This window comes from Streptacidiphilus melanogenes (assembly GCF_000787835.1).
GTDB lineage: Bacteria > Actinomycetota > Actinomycetes > Streptomycetales > Streptomycetaceae > Streptacidiphilus > Streptacidiphilus melanogenes.
In genome coordinates, this window is the sequence record NZ_BBPP01000036.1 from 38,736 (window position 1) to 54,230 (window position 15,495).

Annotated in this window: 14 protein-coding genes and 2 tRNA genes; 6 read left to right on the forward strand and 10 right to left on the reverse strand. The window is 73.6% G+C overall.

Annotation, left to right across the window (positions count from 1 at the left end):
• The first annotated feature begins 72 nt into the window (after positions 1-72).
• Positions 73-1,317, forward strand: coding sequence for a pyridoxal phosphate-dependent aminotransferase (locus tag TR49_RS29535; RefSeq protein WP_042387030.1), 1,245 nt, complete (start codon positions 73-75; stop codon positions 1,315-1,317).
• A 60-nt stretch (positions 1,318-1,377) separates the two neighbouring features.
• A complete protein-coding gene (locus TR49_RS29540) occupies positions 1,378-2,454 on the forward strand; it encodes an adenosine deaminase (RefSeq protein ID WP_042387032.1) in 1,077 nt (358 codons plus the stop codon).
• 20 nt (positions 2,455-2,474) lie between these two features.
• Here TR49_RS29540 and TR49_RS29545 read toward each other — a convergent pair whose 3' ends face one another.
• From TR49_RS29545 to TR49_RS29580, 8 genes are all read right to left on the reverse strand, one after another.
• A complete protein-coding gene (locus tag TR49_RS29545) occupies positions 2,475-3,572 on the reverse strand; it encodes a UDP-N-acetylmuramate dehydrogenase (RefSeq protein WP_268874129.1) in 1,098 nt (365 codons plus the stop codon).
• Positions 3,573-4,279: 707 nt separating this feature from the next.
• Positions 4,280-5,728, reverse strand: coding sequence for a DHA2 family efflux MFS transporter permease subunit (locus TR49_RS29550; RefSeq protein ID WP_042387035.1), 1,449 nt, complete (start codon positions 5,726-5,728; stop codon positions 4,280-4,282).
• Between the two features lie 75 nt (positions 5,729-5,803).
• The gene (locus TR49_RS29555) at positions 5,804-6,376 is read right to left on the reverse strand and encodes a TetR/AcrR family transcriptional regulator (RefSeq protein WP_236653580.1); all 573 of its coding nucleotides are present in this window, start codon (positions 6,374-6,376) and stop codon (positions 5,804-5,806) included.
• A 56-nt stretch (positions 6,377-6,432) separates the two neighbouring features.
• Complete coding sequence (locus TR49_RS29560) at positions 6,433-6,861, reverse strand: MaoC family dehydratase (RefSeq protein WP_042387036.1); 429 nt, start codon at positions 6,859-6,861, stop codon at positions 6,433-6,435.
• Positions 6,862-6,869: 8 nt separating this feature from the next.
• Complete coding sequence (locus tag TR49_RS29565; protein WP_042387038.1) at positions 6,870-7,322, reverse strand: MaoC family dehydratase N-terminal domain-containing protein; 453 nt, start codon at positions 7,320-7,322, stop codon at positions 6,870-6,872.
• A gap of 144 nt (positions 7,323-7,466) precedes the next feature.
• The gene (gene rpmG / locus TR49_RS29570; RefSeq protein ID WP_004571794.1) at positions 7,467-7,631 is read right to left on the reverse strand and encodes a 50S ribosomal protein L33; all 165 of its coding nucleotides are present in this window, start codon (positions 7,629-7,631) and stop codon (positions 7,467-7,469) included.
• An 83-nt stretch (positions 7,632-7,714) separates the two neighbouring features.
• Positions 7,715-7,790 (reverse strand) — tRNA-Met (locus tag TR49_RS29575).
• Positions 7,791-7,836: 46 nt separating this feature from the next.
• Positions 7,837-7,909, reverse strand: a tRNA-Thr gene (locus tag TR49_RS29580).
• Between the two features lie 185 nt (positions 7,910-8,094).
• Here TR49_RS29580 and TR49_RS29585 point away from each other — a divergent pair.
• The gene (locus TR49_RS29585; protein WP_042387040.1) at positions 8,095-9,294 is read left to right on the forward strand and encodes an amidohydrolase family protein; all 1,200 of its coding nucleotides are present in this window, start codon (positions 8,095-8,097) and stop codon (positions 9,292-9,294) included.
• 393 nt (positions 9,295-9,687) lie between these two features.
• Here TR49_RS29585 and TR49_RS40420 read toward each other — a convergent pair whose 3' ends face one another.
• Positions 9,688-10,212 (reverse strand): GNAT family N-acetyltransferase, encoded by a 525-nt coding sequence (locus TR49_RS40420; RefSeq protein ID WP_052434744.1) that lies wholly within the window; start codon positions 10,210-10,212, stop codon positions 9,688-9,690.
• A gap of 176 nt (positions 10,213-10,388) precedes the next feature.
• Here TR49_RS40420 and TR49_RS29595 point away from each other — a divergent pair, with 176 nt between their 5' ends.
• Positions 10,389-11,684 carry an FAD-dependent oxidoreductase gene (locus tag TR49_RS29595; protein ID WP_042387041.1) on the forward strand — a complete coding sequence of 432 codons (1,296 nt, stop codon included), beginning with the start codon at positions 10,389-10,391 and terminating at the stop codon, positions 11,682-11,684.
• Positions 11,681-13,582, forward strand: a complete 1,902-nt coding sequence (locus tag TR49_RS29600; protein ID WP_042387043.1) for an HAD-IIIC family phosphatase — start codon at positions 11,681-11,683, stop codon at positions 13,580-13,582. Before TR49_RS29595 ends, TR49_RS29600 begins: the two co-directional genes overlap by 4 nt.
• 77 nt (positions 13,583-13,659) lie before the next feature.
• On the opposite strand, the gene TR49_RS29605 is transcribed toward TR49_RS29600, so the two are convergent.
• Positions 13,660-14,625 carry a PDR/VanB family oxidoreductase gene (locus TR49_RS29605; RefSeq protein ID WP_042387045.1) on the reverse strand — a complete coding sequence of 322 codons (966 nt, stop codon included), beginning with the start codon at positions 14,623-14,625 and terminating at the stop codon, positions 13,660-13,662.
• A 103-nt stretch (positions 14,626-14,728) separates the two neighbouring features.
• Here TR49_RS29605 and TR49_RS29610 point away from each other — a divergent pair, with 103 nt between their 5' ends.
• Positions 14,729-15,385: a PadR family transcriptional regulator gene (locus tag TR49_RS29610; protein ID WP_042387047.1), complete on the forward strand. Its 657-nt coding sequence runs from the start codon at positions 14,729-14,731 to the stop codon at positions 15,383-15,385.
• Positions 15,386-15,495: the final 110 nt, after the last annotated feature.

Below are 15,495 nucleotides of genomic sequence, written 5' to 3' on the forward strand. Positions count from 1 at the left end.
CGGCTCGGACCCGTTCGGGTCGCATTCCGGAATGCCGCGACCGGGCCGTGAGGCTTCTGCGAGCATGCCGACATGAGCGCTGCCTCCCCCACTCCAGACGCATCCATCCGTCCTGCCGACCGCCGGGTCTCGGCCCGCGTCGGCGCCATCGCGGAGTCCGCGACGCTGGCCGTCGACGCCAAGGCCAAGGCCCTGAAGGCCGCCGGGCGTCCGGTGATCGGCTTCGGCGCGGGCGAGCCGGACTTCCCGACGCCGGACTACATCGTCGAGGAGGCCGTGGCCGCCTGCCGCGACCCGAAGAACCACCGCTACACCCCCGCCGGCGGCCTGCCCGAGCTCAAGGCCGCCATCGCCGCCAAGACGCTGCGCGACTCCGGATGGGCCGTGGACGCCTCCCAGGTGCTCGTCACCAACGGCGGCAAGCAGGCCATCTACGAGGCCTTCGCCGCGATCCTGGACCCGGGCGACGAGGTGATCGTCCCCGCGCCGTACTGGACCACCTACCCCGAGTCGATCCAACTCGCGGGCGGCGTGGCGGTCGAGGTCGTGGCCGACGAGACCACCGGCTACAAGGTCTCCGTCGAGCAGCTGGAGGCCGCGCGCACCGAGAACACCAAGGTGCTGCTCTTCGTCTCCCCCTCCAACCCGACGGGCGCGGTCTACACTCGCGCGGAGGTCGAGGCGGTCGGCCGCTGGGCCGCCGAGCACGGCCTGTGGGTGCTGACCGACGAGATCTACGAGCACCTGGTGTACGGGGACGCCGAGTTCGTCTCCCTGCCGGTCGCGGTGCCGGAGCTGGCCGACAAGTGCATCGTGGTCAACGGCGTCGCCAAGACCTACGCGATGACGGGCTGGCGCGTGGGGTGGGTCATCGGCCCGCAGGACGTCGTCAAGGCCGCGACCAACCTGCAGTCGCACGCCACCTCCAACGTCAGCAACGTCGCCCAGCGTGCGGCGCTGGCGGCCGTCGCCGGGGACCTGGCGGCGGTCGACGAGATGAAGGTCGCCTTCGACCGGCGCCGGCGCACCATCGTCTCGATGCTGAACGAGATCCCCGGCGTGCTCTGCCCCGAGCCCGAGGGCGCGTTCTACGCCTACCCGTCGGTCAAGGCGCTGCTGGGCAAGGAGATCCGGGGCCGGCGCCCCGCCACCTCGGCGGAGCTGGCCTCGCTGATCCTGGACGAGGCCGAGGTCGCCGTGGTCCCGGGCGAGGCCTTCGGCACCCCCGGCTACCTGCGGCTCAGCTACGCGCTGGGCGACGAGGACCTGGTCGAGGGCGTCAGCCGGATCCAGAAGCTCTTGAGCGAGGCGCAGTAGCCCTGTCGAGGGGCGCGAGGAGCCTCCTCGCGCCCCTCGGCGCCCCGGTAGGATCTGTGGATGGAACAGGTACTAGCCCCGTCCCGTCCGTCGACGCTGCCTTCCGCGCCCCGTGATGTCCGGCTGCTGCCGAAGGCCCACCTGCACCTGCACTTCACCGGCTCCATGCGTCCCACGACGCTGCTGGAGCTCGCCGACAAGCACGGCATCCGGCTCCCGGAGGCGCTGGTCAGCTCCGAGCCGCCCAAGCTGCGGGCCACCGACGAACGCGGCTGGTTCCGGTTCCAGCGCCTGTACGACGCCGCGCGGAACTGCCTGCAGGACGAGGACGACATCCGGCGGCTGGTCCTCGAGGCCGCCGAGGACGAACGGGCCGACGGCTCCGGGTGGCTGGAGATCCAGGTCGACCCCACCTCCTACGCGCCGCGTCTCGGCGGCCTGATCCCCGCGCTGGAGCTGGTCCTGGACGCCGTGAACGACGCCTCGCGCCGCACCGGCGTGGGCATCCGGGTTCTGGTGGCCGCGAACCGGATGAAGCACCCCCTCGACGCCCGCACGCTGGCCCGCCTCGCGGTGCGCTACGCGGACCAGGGGGTCGTCGGGTTCGGCCTGTCGAACGACGAACGCCGGGGCCTGGCACGGGACTTCGACCGCGCGTTCCGGATCGCCACCGAGGCCGGGCTGCTGGCCGCGCCGCACGGGGGCGAGCTCGCGGGTCCGTCGAGTGTCCGGTCCTGCCTCGACGACCTGGGCGCCCGCCGCATCGGGCACGGCGTACGGGCCGCCGAGAACCCGGAGTTGATGCGAAGGCTGGCACAGGAGCAGGTCACCTGCGAGGTGTGCCCGGCGTCCAACGTCGCCCTCGGCGTCTACGAGCGCCCCGAGGACGTGCCGCTGCGGAAGCTCTTCGAGGCGGGCGTGCCGCTCGCACTGGGCGCGGACGACCCGTTGCTGTTCGGCTCGCGCCTCGCCGCGCAGTACGAGTCGGCGCGGCAGCACCACGGTTTCACGGACGAGGAGTTGGCCGAGCTGGCCCGCCAGGGCGTGCGCGGCTCGCTGGCCCCCGAGCCGGTCCGGGCCCGGCTGCTGTCGGGCATCGACGCCTGGCTGGCGCAGCCCGACGGGCAGCCGGAGTAGGCCCTACCGCCGCACCGGCGTCAGAGTTCGACGCCCACCATGACGGGCTCGTTCACCAGCGTCACCCCGAACGCGTCGGCGACGCCGCCCTGGACCTCGCGGGCCAGGGCCAGCAGGTCGGCGGCGGTGGCGTTGCCGCGGTTGGTGAGGGCGAGGGTGTGCTTGCCGGAGAGGCGGGCCGGGCCGGTGCCGTAGCCCTTGGTGAAGCCGGCCTTGTCGATCAGCCAGGCCGCGGAGGTCTTCACGCGGCCCTCCCCCGCCGGATACGCCGGCGGCTGGGCGTCGGGGCCGAGGCGCTCGGCGACGCGGGCCAGGAAGGCGGCGTGCTCGGCCTCGGTGAGGATCGGGTTGGTGAAGAAGGAGCCTGCCGACCAGGTGTCGTGGTCTTCCGGGTCGAGGACCATGCCCTTGCCGGAACGGAGCTTCAGCACCGTCTCCCGGGCCGCGCGCAGGTCCGCGCGCTCGCCTTGGCCGACGCCGAGGGCGCGGGCCGCCTCGGCGTACCGGACGGGGCTGGACGCGCCGCCCTCGTCCGAGAGCCGGAAGGTGACCCGCAGCACGACGTACCGGTCGGGCTCGGCCTTGAAGCGGCTGTGCCGGTAGGCGAAGCCGCATTCGGCGGCGGGGACGGTCACCGTCTCCCCCGCGCGGCGGTCGTAGGCGACGACCTCGGTGATCGTGTCCGCGACCTCCTGGCCGTACGCGCCGACGTTCTGCACCGGGGTGGCCCCCGCCGAGCCCGGGATACCGGCCAGGAACTCGATGCCTGCGAGCCCGTGGTCGAGGACGGCGCGGTCGACGACCTGCGACCAGACCTCGCCCGCGGCGACGGTGAGGCGGTCGCCGTCGAGCACGCAGCCCTCGGTGGCGACGCGCAGCACGGTCCCTGGGAAGCCGGCGTCCCCGATCACCAGGTTGCTGCCGCCTCCCAGCACCAGCAGCGGCTCGCCCGCGGCATCGGCGGCACGAACGACGGCGACGACCTCGTCGTCGGTCGTCGCCGCCACCAGCCGGGCGGCGGGCCCGCCGATCCGGAGCGTGGTCAGGGGGGCCAGGGGCGCGTCATGGAGTTCCTGCACGGGGTCTAGCGTACGGGCCGCGGGCCGCCGTCCCGGCAGGCCACCGGCCCCCGGGGGCGGCGTCCGCGCGGGCCGGCGGCCTGCCGGGACGGCGAGCGGCAGGGCGGCGGCCTTCGGCCAGGCCCGGCGGCCGCACCGGCAAGTCGGCCTGCGGCCGCGGCTCCCCTGGGCCACCCTCCGGCTCGCCACCACGAGGGCTCCCTGCCGCAGGCCGGTGGGAGGGGGTGGCCGTCAGGCCACGGGTACCGGGGGCGCCCACGGCATCCGCCGTACCCGCAGGGGCGCCGGGAGGCGACCGGGTGGGCGCCCACAGCACCGGGGTATCCGCAGGGACCGGCATCCGCCGTACCCGCAGCGGCGCCGGAGCCGACCAGGTGGACCGCTGCCGCGAGGGAGCCCGGTGGGGCGGCGATGCGCCGACAGGTCGGCAGGTCACCGAAGCACCGCCGGCCTCCGGCCGGGCTCCCCGCAAGCGCACTCGCTCGACGGGGCTCCCGGCCGAAGGCCGGTGGGAGGGGGTGGCCGTCAGGCCACGGGTGCCGCGCTGGTGTCCACGGCATCCGCCGTACCCGCAGCGGCGCCGGAGGCGACCGGGTGGGCCGTCGCCGCGAGGGAGCCCGGTGGGGCGGCGATGCGCCGACAGGTCGGCAGGTCACCGAAGCACCGCCGGCCTCCGGCCGGGCTCCCCGCAAGCGCGCTCGCTCGACGGGGCTCCCGGCCGAAGGCCGGTGGGAGGCCGGTGGCCGTCAGGCCACGGGTGCCGCGCTGGTGTCCACGGCATCCGCCGTACCCGCAGCGGCGCCGGAGGCGACCGGGTGGGCCGTCGCGGTGCGGGAGCGGCGCGGGGCGCAGAGGATGGCGACGGTCGCCGCGGCGATCGCCGCCGCGCCCACCCACAAGGCCGGGGTGAGGCCGTCCACGTAGCTCTGGCCGCTGGCGTAGCTGCCGTGCGCGGTGAAGACCGACGTCAGCACCGCGACGCCGAGCGCGCCGCCGACCTCGCGCAACGCGTTGTTCGCACCGGAGGCCACGCCCTGTTCCTGCGGCCGGACGGAGCCCATCAGCACGGCCGCGACCGGGCTGAAGAAGAGCGCCATGCCGATCCCGGAGATGACCAGCGGCGGGACCTGCGCGGCGTAGCTGACGTGCGGCGAGACGATCACCGCGAACCAGGCCAGCCCGAGGGTCTGCAGGGCCAGGCCCATGGCGATGACCACCCGGCCGCCGATCCGGTCGACCAGCAGGCCGGCCAGCGGGGCGACGAGCATCGGCATGCCGGTCCAGGGCAGCATCCGCACGCCCGCGGTCATCGGGCTGTAGCCCTGGACGTTCTGCAGGAACTGGCTGAGCAGGAAGATCGCGCCGAACATGCCGAGCGACATCAGCATCGAGGCCGCGTTGACGGCGGAGAAGGTGCGGATGCGGAACAGGCGCAGCGGCAGCAGCGGCGTGGCGGTGCGGGACTCCCAGACGAGGAAGGAGAGAAGCAGCGCGGCCCCGACCACCAGCCCGGAGAGCACGGGCGCGCTGGTCCAGCCGTCGGAGTTGCCGCGGATCAGGCCGTAGACGATGCCGAAGAGTCCGAGGCTGGCCAGGGCGGTGCCGACGACGTCGAGGCGGCTGTTAGGGCCGTGGGACTCGGTCAGCCGCAGGCGGGCCAGCGGCAGCAGCGCCACGCCGATGGGCACGTTCAGCGCGAAGATCCACTGCCAGGAGAGGTGCTCGACGACCGTCCCGCCGATCAGCGGGCCGAGCGCCACGGCCATGCCGTTGACGGCCCCCCAGGCGCCGAAGGCGAGCCCGCGCCGTGCGGCGGGGACCGCCGCGGTGAGCAGGGTGAGGCTGACCGGGGTGAGCAGCGCCGCCCCGACGCCCTGCGCGGCGCGGGCCGCGACCAGCGCGCCGATGTTCGGCGCGAGCGCGGCGGCGAGCGAGGAGAGCGTGAACAGCGCGAGGCCGACGGTGAAGACCCGCCGTCTCCCGAAGCGGTCGCCGAGGGCCGCGCCGAGCATGAGCAGCACGGCGAAGGTCAGGGTGTAGGCGTTGACGGTCCACTCGAGGTCGGTGATGCCGCCGCCGAGGTGGGCCCGGATGGAGGGCAGGGCGGTGGTCACCACGAGGTTGTCGAGGGCGGCCATGAAGCCTGCGGTACTGGTGATGAGGAAGGCCCAGACGGCCGGGCTGATCTTGCGCATGCTGTCCCCCAGGCGCAGCTTGAAAGTAATCAATCAATAACTTTGACGGGCAAAAAACACGCTTCAGGGGACGACTCAGACCGCGGGGCAGCCGAGGTACTCCTTGCCGAAGCCCTGCCACAAGCGGTGATCCACCGGAAAGCCCATGGCGACCAGGTTGTTGATCAGCATCCCGTAGGCGAAGAACTCGGTGACCTCCTCCGGCGTCGCACCGGAGGCCGAGGCCACCGTGTCCCACAGATCCGTCCAGAGGGCGCGGACGGCCTCGCCCACCTCGTGGTCGCCGGCAGCCTCGGCGGCCGCCGCGGAGACGTACATCTGGAGCTGCATGAGCAGCCGAGACCTGTCCTCGATCAGCTTGAAGTAGACCTCGCCCATCGCCCGACGGGCCTCCTCGCCGTGCTTGCCCTCGGCCGCCTCGAGGAAGCTCTGCTTGATCTCCTCCGTACAGCGGCGGACGGCGGCCTCGAAGAGCGCGCGCTTGTTCTCGAACAGGCGGAACAGGTACGGCTGCGACACCCCGACCCGGCGAGCGATCGCCGCGGTCGAGGTGCCGTTGTAGCCGTGGTCGGCGAACTCGATCACGGCGGCACGGATGACGCTCTCGCGTCGCTCCTCCGCGCTCATCCGCATGCTCGTCTTCGCCATGGTTCAAAGTTAGTGGTTGATTACTAACTTCGTCAAGAGGTGTCGCGCGGCCGGTCTCAGGCCAGCTGGACGACGGCCCGGGACATGCCCAGCACCTTCTGGCCCGCGCTGGTCGCGACCAGGTCCACGCGGACCCGGCGGTCGTCCAGCTTGGCCGCCACCTTGCCGCTGACCTCGATCCGGGCGCCCGACTCGTCGTTCGGCACGACGACCGGCTTGGTGAAGCGGACGCCGTACTCGACCACCGCACCCGGGTCGACCACCCAGTCGGTGACCACGCGGACGGCCTCGGCCATGGTGAACATGCCGTGGGCGATCACGTCCGGCAGGCCCACGGACGTGGCGAAGGCCTCGTTCCAGTGGATCGGGTTGAAGTCCCCGGAGGCTCCCGCGTACTGGACCAGAGTGGCCCGGGTCACCGGGAAGGACTGCGCCGGCAGCTCGGTGCCGACCTCGACCTCGTCGTAGTTGACGATCGCGCTCATCGCTGACCTCACTCCCCCTCGGCGGCGCGCGCCACCAGCGTCATGTAGGACGTCACCACGTGCTCGCCGCTCTCGTCGGCCACCTCGCCGCGGACGGTGAGGACCTCGTTCCCGGCGAGCGACTTGATGGAGTCGATCACGCAGGTCACGCTCAGCCGGTCGCCGGCCCGGACCGGGCGGGTGTAGACGAAGCGCTGGTCGCCGTGGACGACACGGGAGTAGTCCAGGCCGAGCTCCGGGTCCTGGACCACCTGCGCGGCGGCGCGATAGGTGATCACGAACGGGAAGGTCGGCGGGGCGACCACGTCCGGGTGGCCGAGCGCCTTGGCGGCGTCGCGGTCCGTGTACGCCGGGTTGGCGTCGCGGACGGCCTCGGCGAACTCGCGGATCTTCTCCCGGCCCACCTCGTAGGCCGGGGTGGGCGGGTAGGTCCGCCCGACGAAGGCGGGGTCCAGCGGCATGCGTGACTCCTGACGTGACGAGGATGGTGCCTGGTGCTTGGTGTGCGGATGCGGACACGACGAAAGGCCGCCCCCATGAACTGGGAGCGGCCTTCGTCTGAAAACCATTCGGTCGAGACCGACCCTGTGCCTTGCGGCCTGGGGTCAGCGGGTCTCGCGGTGCGCGGTGTGAGCGTTGCAGCGGGGGCAGTGCTTCTTCATCTCAAGACGGTCCGGGTCGTTACGCCGGTTCTTCTTGGTGATGTAGTTCCGCTCCTTGCACTCCACGCACGCCAGCGTGATCTTCGGACGGACATCAGTGGCGGCCACGGGAGTGCCTTCCTCGGACAGACAACGTTACAGACAGACAAGAGTAGCCGATCGAGTGGTTACCCGAAAATCGGCTACAGGCGTGGTAGCGGTGACCGGACTTGAACCGGTGACACAGCGATTATGAGCCGCTTGCTCTACCAACTGAGCTACACCGCCACGACGATCGCGCTCCCCGCCTTGCGACGGGGAACCCTCTCATCCGAGCCCCCATGCGGAATCGAACCGCAGACCTTCTCCTTACCATGGAGACGCTCTACCGACTGAGCTATAGGGGCGAACGGGGAAGACATTACACGGTCCGCAGCCCAACCGTGAAATCCGTTCAGCGCCACCCCGGTACGACTAATCCCGCCCCGGCCCGTGCGCCCCACGCGCCTCCCGGACGACCCGTCCACCGGGCCCTAGGCTCACTGGTCTGCGATCTTGCGAGCGAGGGAGCGAACCGGCATGGATGCGGGCCATGGGGGCTGAGGCCGGGGCCGAGGCGCAGCCAGGGACCGACGGTCCGGGCGGCCTGCTGCTGACCGGCGCGCGTTTGGCCGACGGGCGGACGGTGGACGTCCGCCTGAGCGGCGAGCGGATCGAGGCCGTCGGCGCCGCCGGCTCCCTGCACGCGGCCGAGCGGCTCGACCTCGGCGGCTTCCTGCTGCTGCCCGCGCCCGCCGAGCCGCACGCCCACCTGGACGAGGCGCTGACGGCCGACGCCCCGGCCCCCGACCACGAGGACGTACGCCGCCGGATCACCGAGGCCGCGCTCATGTGCCTCGGCTACGGCTCGACCGTCGTGCGCACGCACATCCTGGTCACGCCGGCCACCGGCCCGGCCCGGATCGACGCCGCACTCCAGGCTGCCCGCGACCTGAGCGGGCTGATGGACCTGCAGATCACCGCCATGCCCGGCCCGTTGACGGGCGCTGCGGCGCGCGAGGCCCGCGCGCTGCTGCGCGAGGCGGCGCGTGCGGGCGTTCACGCGCTGGGCGGCCGTGGCGAGAACGGGCCGGAGCCCGGAACGGACCTCGCGACCCTGCTGGAGCTGGCGGACACCTGCGACCTGCCGCTGGACCTGCATCTTCGCTCACCGCAGGAGCTGGACAGGCTGCCGTTGGACCGGCTGCCCGCCGGATCGCTGCTCACCCTGGCTGGACCGCCGCCGCGCCCGTCGGCGATCGGCGCGCTGGCCGGCGCGGCGGCGCGGGTGGGCGTGGTGCTGCTGCCGCAGGGCGGCTGCTGCGCCGGGCTCCCCGGGCCGCAGGGGTTCGACGCGGCGACGGCTCGGCGGCTTGCCGAGGCGGGCGTCCAACTGGCCGCGGGCGGCGGGGCGTTGCGCGACGCGGTCCGCCCGGTGGGCCGCGCGGACCCGATGGAGGCGGCGTTCCTGCTGAGCGCGCAGGCGGGCCTTTCCGTGCCCGCGGCCTACGACGCGATCGGGCCGGGCGCGCGGGCGCTCCTCGGGCTGCCCCGCCCGGCCGTCGAGCCCGGCCACCCCGCGGACCTGCTGGCGCTGCGCGGCGACTCCCTCCTCACCGCGCTGAGCGGCGGCCACAGCCGTGTCGTCCTGCACGCCGGCCGCGTCGTCTCCCGCACCAGCGCGGTCCGCGAGTACGCGGAGACGACCACCGCAGCCGTGCCCCGCCAGGTCCGCCCACCACGGCCCGCCTAGCCCTCCGGGCGAAAGGGCTGGGCCCTCGTCAGCGGTGGGAGCGGCGATGAGGTGATGAGGCGGGCGCCCGCCGGCTGGGCGGGGACGATCCGGGACGGCCCGGCGCCGAGTGCGCGCAGCCGGAATCGCGATGTTGCTCGGGGCCTGGGCCGAAGTCGGCCCCGCCGCGGCGTCGGCCGCCGGTTCCGTGCCTGGTCGCGCCTCCTGGCCCAGGGCGGGCTTCGCCCGAGGCCGAGCGCGGAACCGGGCGCAGTACCGGGGCGCGGAGCCGGGCGCGGAGCCGGGCGCGGAGCCGGGGCGCGGAGCCGGGGCGCGGAGCCGGGGCGCAGTGCCGGGGCGCAGTGCCGGGCGCAGGGGGCTGGAGGCGCCCATCGTGGGCGGCTCTACGGGCCGTCAGGAGTCGGTCAGCGGTCTTCGGTAGTGGACGAGGAGTTCGCCCCAGTCGTCGATCTTGACGCGGCCGGTGCGGCGGAAGCCGAGGGCGCGGTAGAGGCGGTTGGCGCGCAGGTTGTCGGCGTGGGTCCAGAGCTGGGCCTCGGTGTAGCCGCGTGCGCGGCCGTCGGCGGTGATCCCGTCGAGCAGGCTGCGGCCGACGTGCTGGCCCCAACGGTCGGGGGCGACGCTGAGCAGGCTGAGGTGCAGCAGCCCCGGGCGGGGCGGGCCCGCGCCGTCGTCCTCGAGGCCCTGCAGGCCCAGGATCGTGCCGATGATGCCGGGCCCGCCCTCCTCCCCGCGGCCGTCCTCGCGCGCCAGCAACAGCTTCGCTCCGGGCGCGGCCATCCGCGCGTACGCCGAGCGCACGTGCGCCCGCGCGAGCGGGCGGCCGTTGCGCCGGATCATGTGCGAGTGCTGCCAGACCGCGATCGCCGCCTCGATCTCCTCTGCGGTGGCCGGGCTCACCGTCACGCTGCCGCTCATCGAGTCCCTCCCCCGGGAACGTTCCCCCACGTGGCGGGGCACAAGCTTTCCACCCACCCGCGCCGCCCGCGCAAGAGGCGTGACACAGCCGAAACCGCAGCGTGACTGCCGCGCTCAAGCCGTACTGGACCGCGCACGGAGAGAGTGGGGCGCGGTGCAGGGAGGGAGAAAGTGCGATGGCGGACGCAACCACCGACGTCTGCATCGTCGGAGCCGGGCCCGCGGGGCTGACCCTGGCCCTGGAACTGGTCCGGCGCGGAGTCCGGGTCACCGTGCTGGAGCAGCGCGCGGACTTCGCCCGGACCTTCCGCGGGGAGTCGCTCTCCCCCGACTCGGTGTGGCTGCTGCGCGGGATGGGCTTGTTCGAGCGGCTGCGCGGCTCCTGCCTGGAGATGCGCGCCCTGGAGATCACCGACGCCGGCCGGACCGTGCTGCGGGCCGACTTCGCCGACTTCCCCTATCCGCAGCGCTCGCCCGTGGAACTGCCGCAGTCGGTGCTGCTCGCCGAGCTTGCGAGGGAGTGCCGCCGGCACCGGGGCTTCCGGCTGCTGCACCGGGTGACGGCCGTCGGGCTGCTGGGCGCGGACCGGGTGACGGGCGTGCACTGCCAGGGGCCTGACGGCCGGTTCGAGGTGCGGGCCGCGCTGACCGTGGCCGCGGACGGCCGCTACAGCCGGGTGCGCGACCTGTCGGGCCTGACCGCGGAGAAGACCCAGCTGGGCCGTGACGTGGTGTGGCTGCGGCTCCCGCGCCCCGACGTCTGGGACGCGGCCACCTACCGGATCCGTATCGACGCCGGTCGGCACGCGCTCTTCCTGCCCACCCATCCCGACGACGTCCGGGTCGGGCTGAACATCCCCAAGGGCGGCGTGCGCAAGCTGCGCGCCGAGGGCATCGAGGGTCTGCACCGGCGCCTGGACGCGCTGGCGCCGGAGCTCTCCGAGCTGGTCCGCGCAGGGGTGCAGGAGTGGGGCGACACCAGCGTGCTGGACCTGTTCACCACCGTCGTGCCGCGCTGGTCCCGTCCGGGCCTGGCCCTGGTCGGCGACGCGGCCCACACGCTCTCGCCGATCCTCGGGCAGGGCGTCAACCACGCGCTGGCGGACGCGGTCACGCTCGCGCCGCTGATCGCGCCGCTCATCGACGCCGACCCGGCCGGCGCGGCCGTCGGCGAGGCGCTGCGCGCCTTCCAGCGCGAACGCGAACCGCTGGTCGCCCGTTCCCGGGCGCTCCAGCTGCGGCAGGAGCGGCTCTTCGCGCTGGAGCGCCCGCTCGCGGCGGCGGCGCGACGGGCGCTGTACCGGGCCGTGGACCGCAGCGCGACGTTGAAGCTGCGTGTGCTCGCCCCCGCCTACTTCCAACTCCAGAGTCGCCAGGAACAGCGCCGCCGGCAGGAGAGCCCTCGGGAGCAGAGCCGTGACGGGCAGAACCGTGACGGTCAGGGCCGTGACGAGAGAGGAGTGGCGGCATGACCGGGTCGAACACGGGCGCCGAGGCGCTGGAGCGGGTCCGCTCCCTGCAGGCGGGCGGAAGGCTCGCGGCCGAGTACGCCGGGCTGTCCCGGCTGCTGTCCCCCCTGGACGCCGGGGACCCGGCGCTGGTCAAGGCCGGGCGGCTGCTGGCGCGCCTCGACCCCGACGAGGTGCTGGCGCACCGGCCGGACACCCCGGCGGTCAGGGTCGCGGCCACCGGGAGCAGCACCTTGGGCGCGCTGACGCCCTCGCTGTGCGCGGAGTTCGCCCGCCACGGGCTGCTGCCGCGGCTGACGGTCGGCGACTACGACGGGTGGCAGGTCGACCTGCGCGACCCTGAGAGCACGCTGCACGCGCCGGACACCGACCTCGCGCTGGTGCTGCTGGACGCCTCCGTGGTCTTCGACCGCCTGCCGCCCGTCTGGAGCGCTGCGGACGCGGTCGAGGCCGTGTCAGCAGCGGGCGAGGAGATCGCGGCCCTGGTGCGGGGGTTCCTGTCCAGATCCCGGGCCACGCTGGTGCTGACCACCCTGCCGCTGAGCCGCCTGCACACGCACCGGCTGGTCGACCTGCGCTCGCGCGCCGCGCTCGGCGCGGCCTGGCACGGCCTCAACTCCCGGCTGCTGGGCCTGGGCGCGGAGCTGGAGCGGGTGGTCGTGCTCGACCTGGACGTGCTGCTGACGCAGGGCGGTCCGCTCTGCGACCCGCGCCTGGCCGCGTACGCGGGCGAGGAGCTGGGCGAGGAACTGCTCGCCCGCTGCGCCCGCGAGGTCGGGCACCTGGCCCGCGCGCTGACCGGCCGGACGCGGAAGGTGCTGGTGCTGGACCTCGACAACACGCTGTGGGACGGCGTGCTCGGCGAGGACGGCGCGGAGGGGATCGCGGCGCGCTCGACGCTGCGCGGCGAGGCCTTCGGGCGGGTGCAGCGGCTGGCCCGGCAGCTGGGCTCGCAGGGGGTGCTGCTCGCGGTGTGCAGCAAGAACGACCGCGGTCCGGTGCTCGACGTACTGCGCGATCACCCGGACATGCAGCTGCGCGAGGCGGACTTCGTCGCCGTGCAGGCGGACTGGGGTCCGAAGAACAAGGGCCTGGAGGAGATCGCTGAGCGGCTGGGCCTGGGCCTGGACAGCTTCGTCTTCGCCGACGACTCGGCGTTCGAGACCGGTCTGGTGGCCGCGGCGCTGCCGCAGGTCGCGGTGGTGCCGCTGGGCGCCGAACCGGCGCTCGCGCCCGAACGGCTGCTTGCCGACGGCTGGTTCGACACCCTGGAGCTGACCGAGGCGGACCGGGAGCGCACCGCGCGCTACCGCGTCGAGGCGGCCCGCTCGGACCTGCGCGAGGCGGCGACCTCGGTCGAGGCGTACCTGCGGGAGCTGGGCGTCCGCGTCTCGGTGGAGCGGGCACATCTGGGCGACGTCGGCCGGCTGGCCCAACTGACGCAGCGGACCAACCAGTTCAACCTCACCACGCGCAGACTCACGGCCGCCGAGGTGCGGTCGATGACGGAGGACCCGAGCCGTCTGGTGCTCACGGTGCGGTCCGCGGACCGCTTCGGGGACGACGGGGTGGTCGGCGCGCTCTTCGCGTGTCGCGAGCGGGACGGGCTGCGGGTGGAGAACCTGCTGCTGAGCTGCCGGGTGCTCGGGCGCGGCATCGAGCGGGCGGTGGTGGCGTCGGTGCTGGACCACGCCAAGGCGGAGGGCCTGGCGGAGGTGACCGCCGCGTACCGGGCGACGCCGCGCAACCACCGGGTGGCGGACTTCTGGCCCTCGGTCGGCTTCGCGGCGCTCCAGGAGCGGGCCACCGAGGCCGGGTCGCCGGATGCCCTGGTGTTCCGTCACCCGCTGGACCGGCCCTTGGAACTGCCCGAGCACGTGCGTCTGGACGTGGGGTTCTGACGACGCACCCGGACCCGTCCGCCGCCGCGGCCCGTGGGGGGCCGTCGGCGGCCGGACGAGTCCGGGAGGCGGCGCCGTCAGAGGTCGAGGACCAGACGGGGCGTGCGGGCCCTGGAGACACAGATCAGCATGGTCCGGCCGGACTCGCGGTCGGCCGGGGAGAGGACGCTGTCCCGATGGTCGGGTTCGCCGCCCAGGACGTCCGTCTCGCAGGTGCCGCAGGTGCCCTCGCGGCAGGAGGAGAAGCAGTCGTCGACGCCCTCGTCCTCCAGCACATCGAGGATGCTCTGGTCCGCCGGGACGATCACGGTCCTTCCGGTGCGGGCGAGTTCGATCTCGATCGCGGTGTCGGGCCCGGCCTCCACGCCCTCGGCGGCCTTGGGGTGGAACCGCTCCAGTCGCAGGCTCGCCCCGGCGTCCGGCCAGCCGGCCGTCCGGGCGGCGACCGCGTCGAGCAGGCCCTCGGGACCGCAGCAGTAGACCAGGGTGCCGGCGAGCGGCTCGCCGAGCGCCGCGTCGAGGTCGAGCAGGCCGGACTCCTCCTCCGTCACGACGGTCACCCGCTCGCCGTGGCGCGCCAGCTCGTCGCGGAAGGCCATCGAGGAGCCGGCTCGGCCGCCGTAGAGCAGACGCCAGTCGGTTCCCGCGGCCTCGGCTGCGGCGATCATCGGCAGCAGCGGCGTGATGCCGATGCCGCCGGCGATCAGCAGCAGGGCGGGCGAGGACTCCAGGGCGAAGTTGTTACGGGGCGCGCTGACCTGGAGGGTCTCACCGACGGTCAGGTGGTCGTGGATCCATGCGGAGCCGCCGCGGCCGTTCGGCTCGCGCAGCACGGCGACGCGGTAGCGGTCCTGCTCGGCCGGGTCCCCGCACAGGGAGTACTGGCGGATCAGCCCGTTGCCGAGGTGGAGGTCCACATGCGCGCCCGGGGTCCACGCGGGCAGGGGCAGTCCGGCCGGGTCCGCGAGGCTCAGGCCGAGCACCCCGTCGGCGAGCCGGTCGAGCGCCAGAACGGTCAGTTTCCGGGTGTCGGTCACGGTCATGGGGTTCCCTTCGGCCAAGCTGATAGTCACAACGAAACTAGGTTGCTTGTTACTACTCGTCTGCGTATGCTCGTAGACGAGCACCGGAAAGCGGGGTGGATCGATGGCTAAGCAACGCAAGGTCGGGAATCTGTTGGCGCTCGCACTGCTCTCCGCTGCCTTCCAGCGGCCCATGCACCCGTACGAGATGGCGTCGGTACTGCGCGCCAGGGGCAAGGACCAGGACATGACGATCAAGTGGGGCTCGCTCTACACGGTCGTACGCAACCTGGTAAAACACGGTCTGCTCGAAGCAGCCCTGAGCACCCGTCAAGGGGGCCGCCCGGAGCGGACGGTGTACGAGATCACCGCCGCGGGGCGCGCGGAGCTGGAGGACTGGATCCGCGAGCTGGTCGCGGTCCCGGAGGCGGAGCATCCGCACTTCGCAGCGGGCCTCTCCGAGCTCCAGGTCCTCTCGCCGCAGGAGGCGACACAGCTGCTGGAGCTGCGGCTGCTGCGGCTGAACGCGGAGATCGCGGCGGACCGGGCCCGGCTCGACGTCGACGCGACAGAGGTGCCGCGGCTCTTCCTGATCGAATCGGAGTACCAGCTCGCGCTGCGCGAGGCGGAGGCCGCCTGGGTCGCCTCGCTGCTGCGCGAACTCGCGGACGGCTCGCTGCCCGGCGTGGCCGAATGGCAGTCGTTCCACAGAACCGGACGGATACCGCCCGAACTGCTCGAGCTCGCCGAGCTCGGCGGGGCGGAGATACCGGCCGAGTAGGCCAGCGGACCCCTGGTCAGGTGCGGGAACACCGGACCAGGGTCCACGTCCTCGACGCGCAACCGCTCGCACGGCCCCGCCCACGAGGTGGCGACCCAAGGATAGCCGGG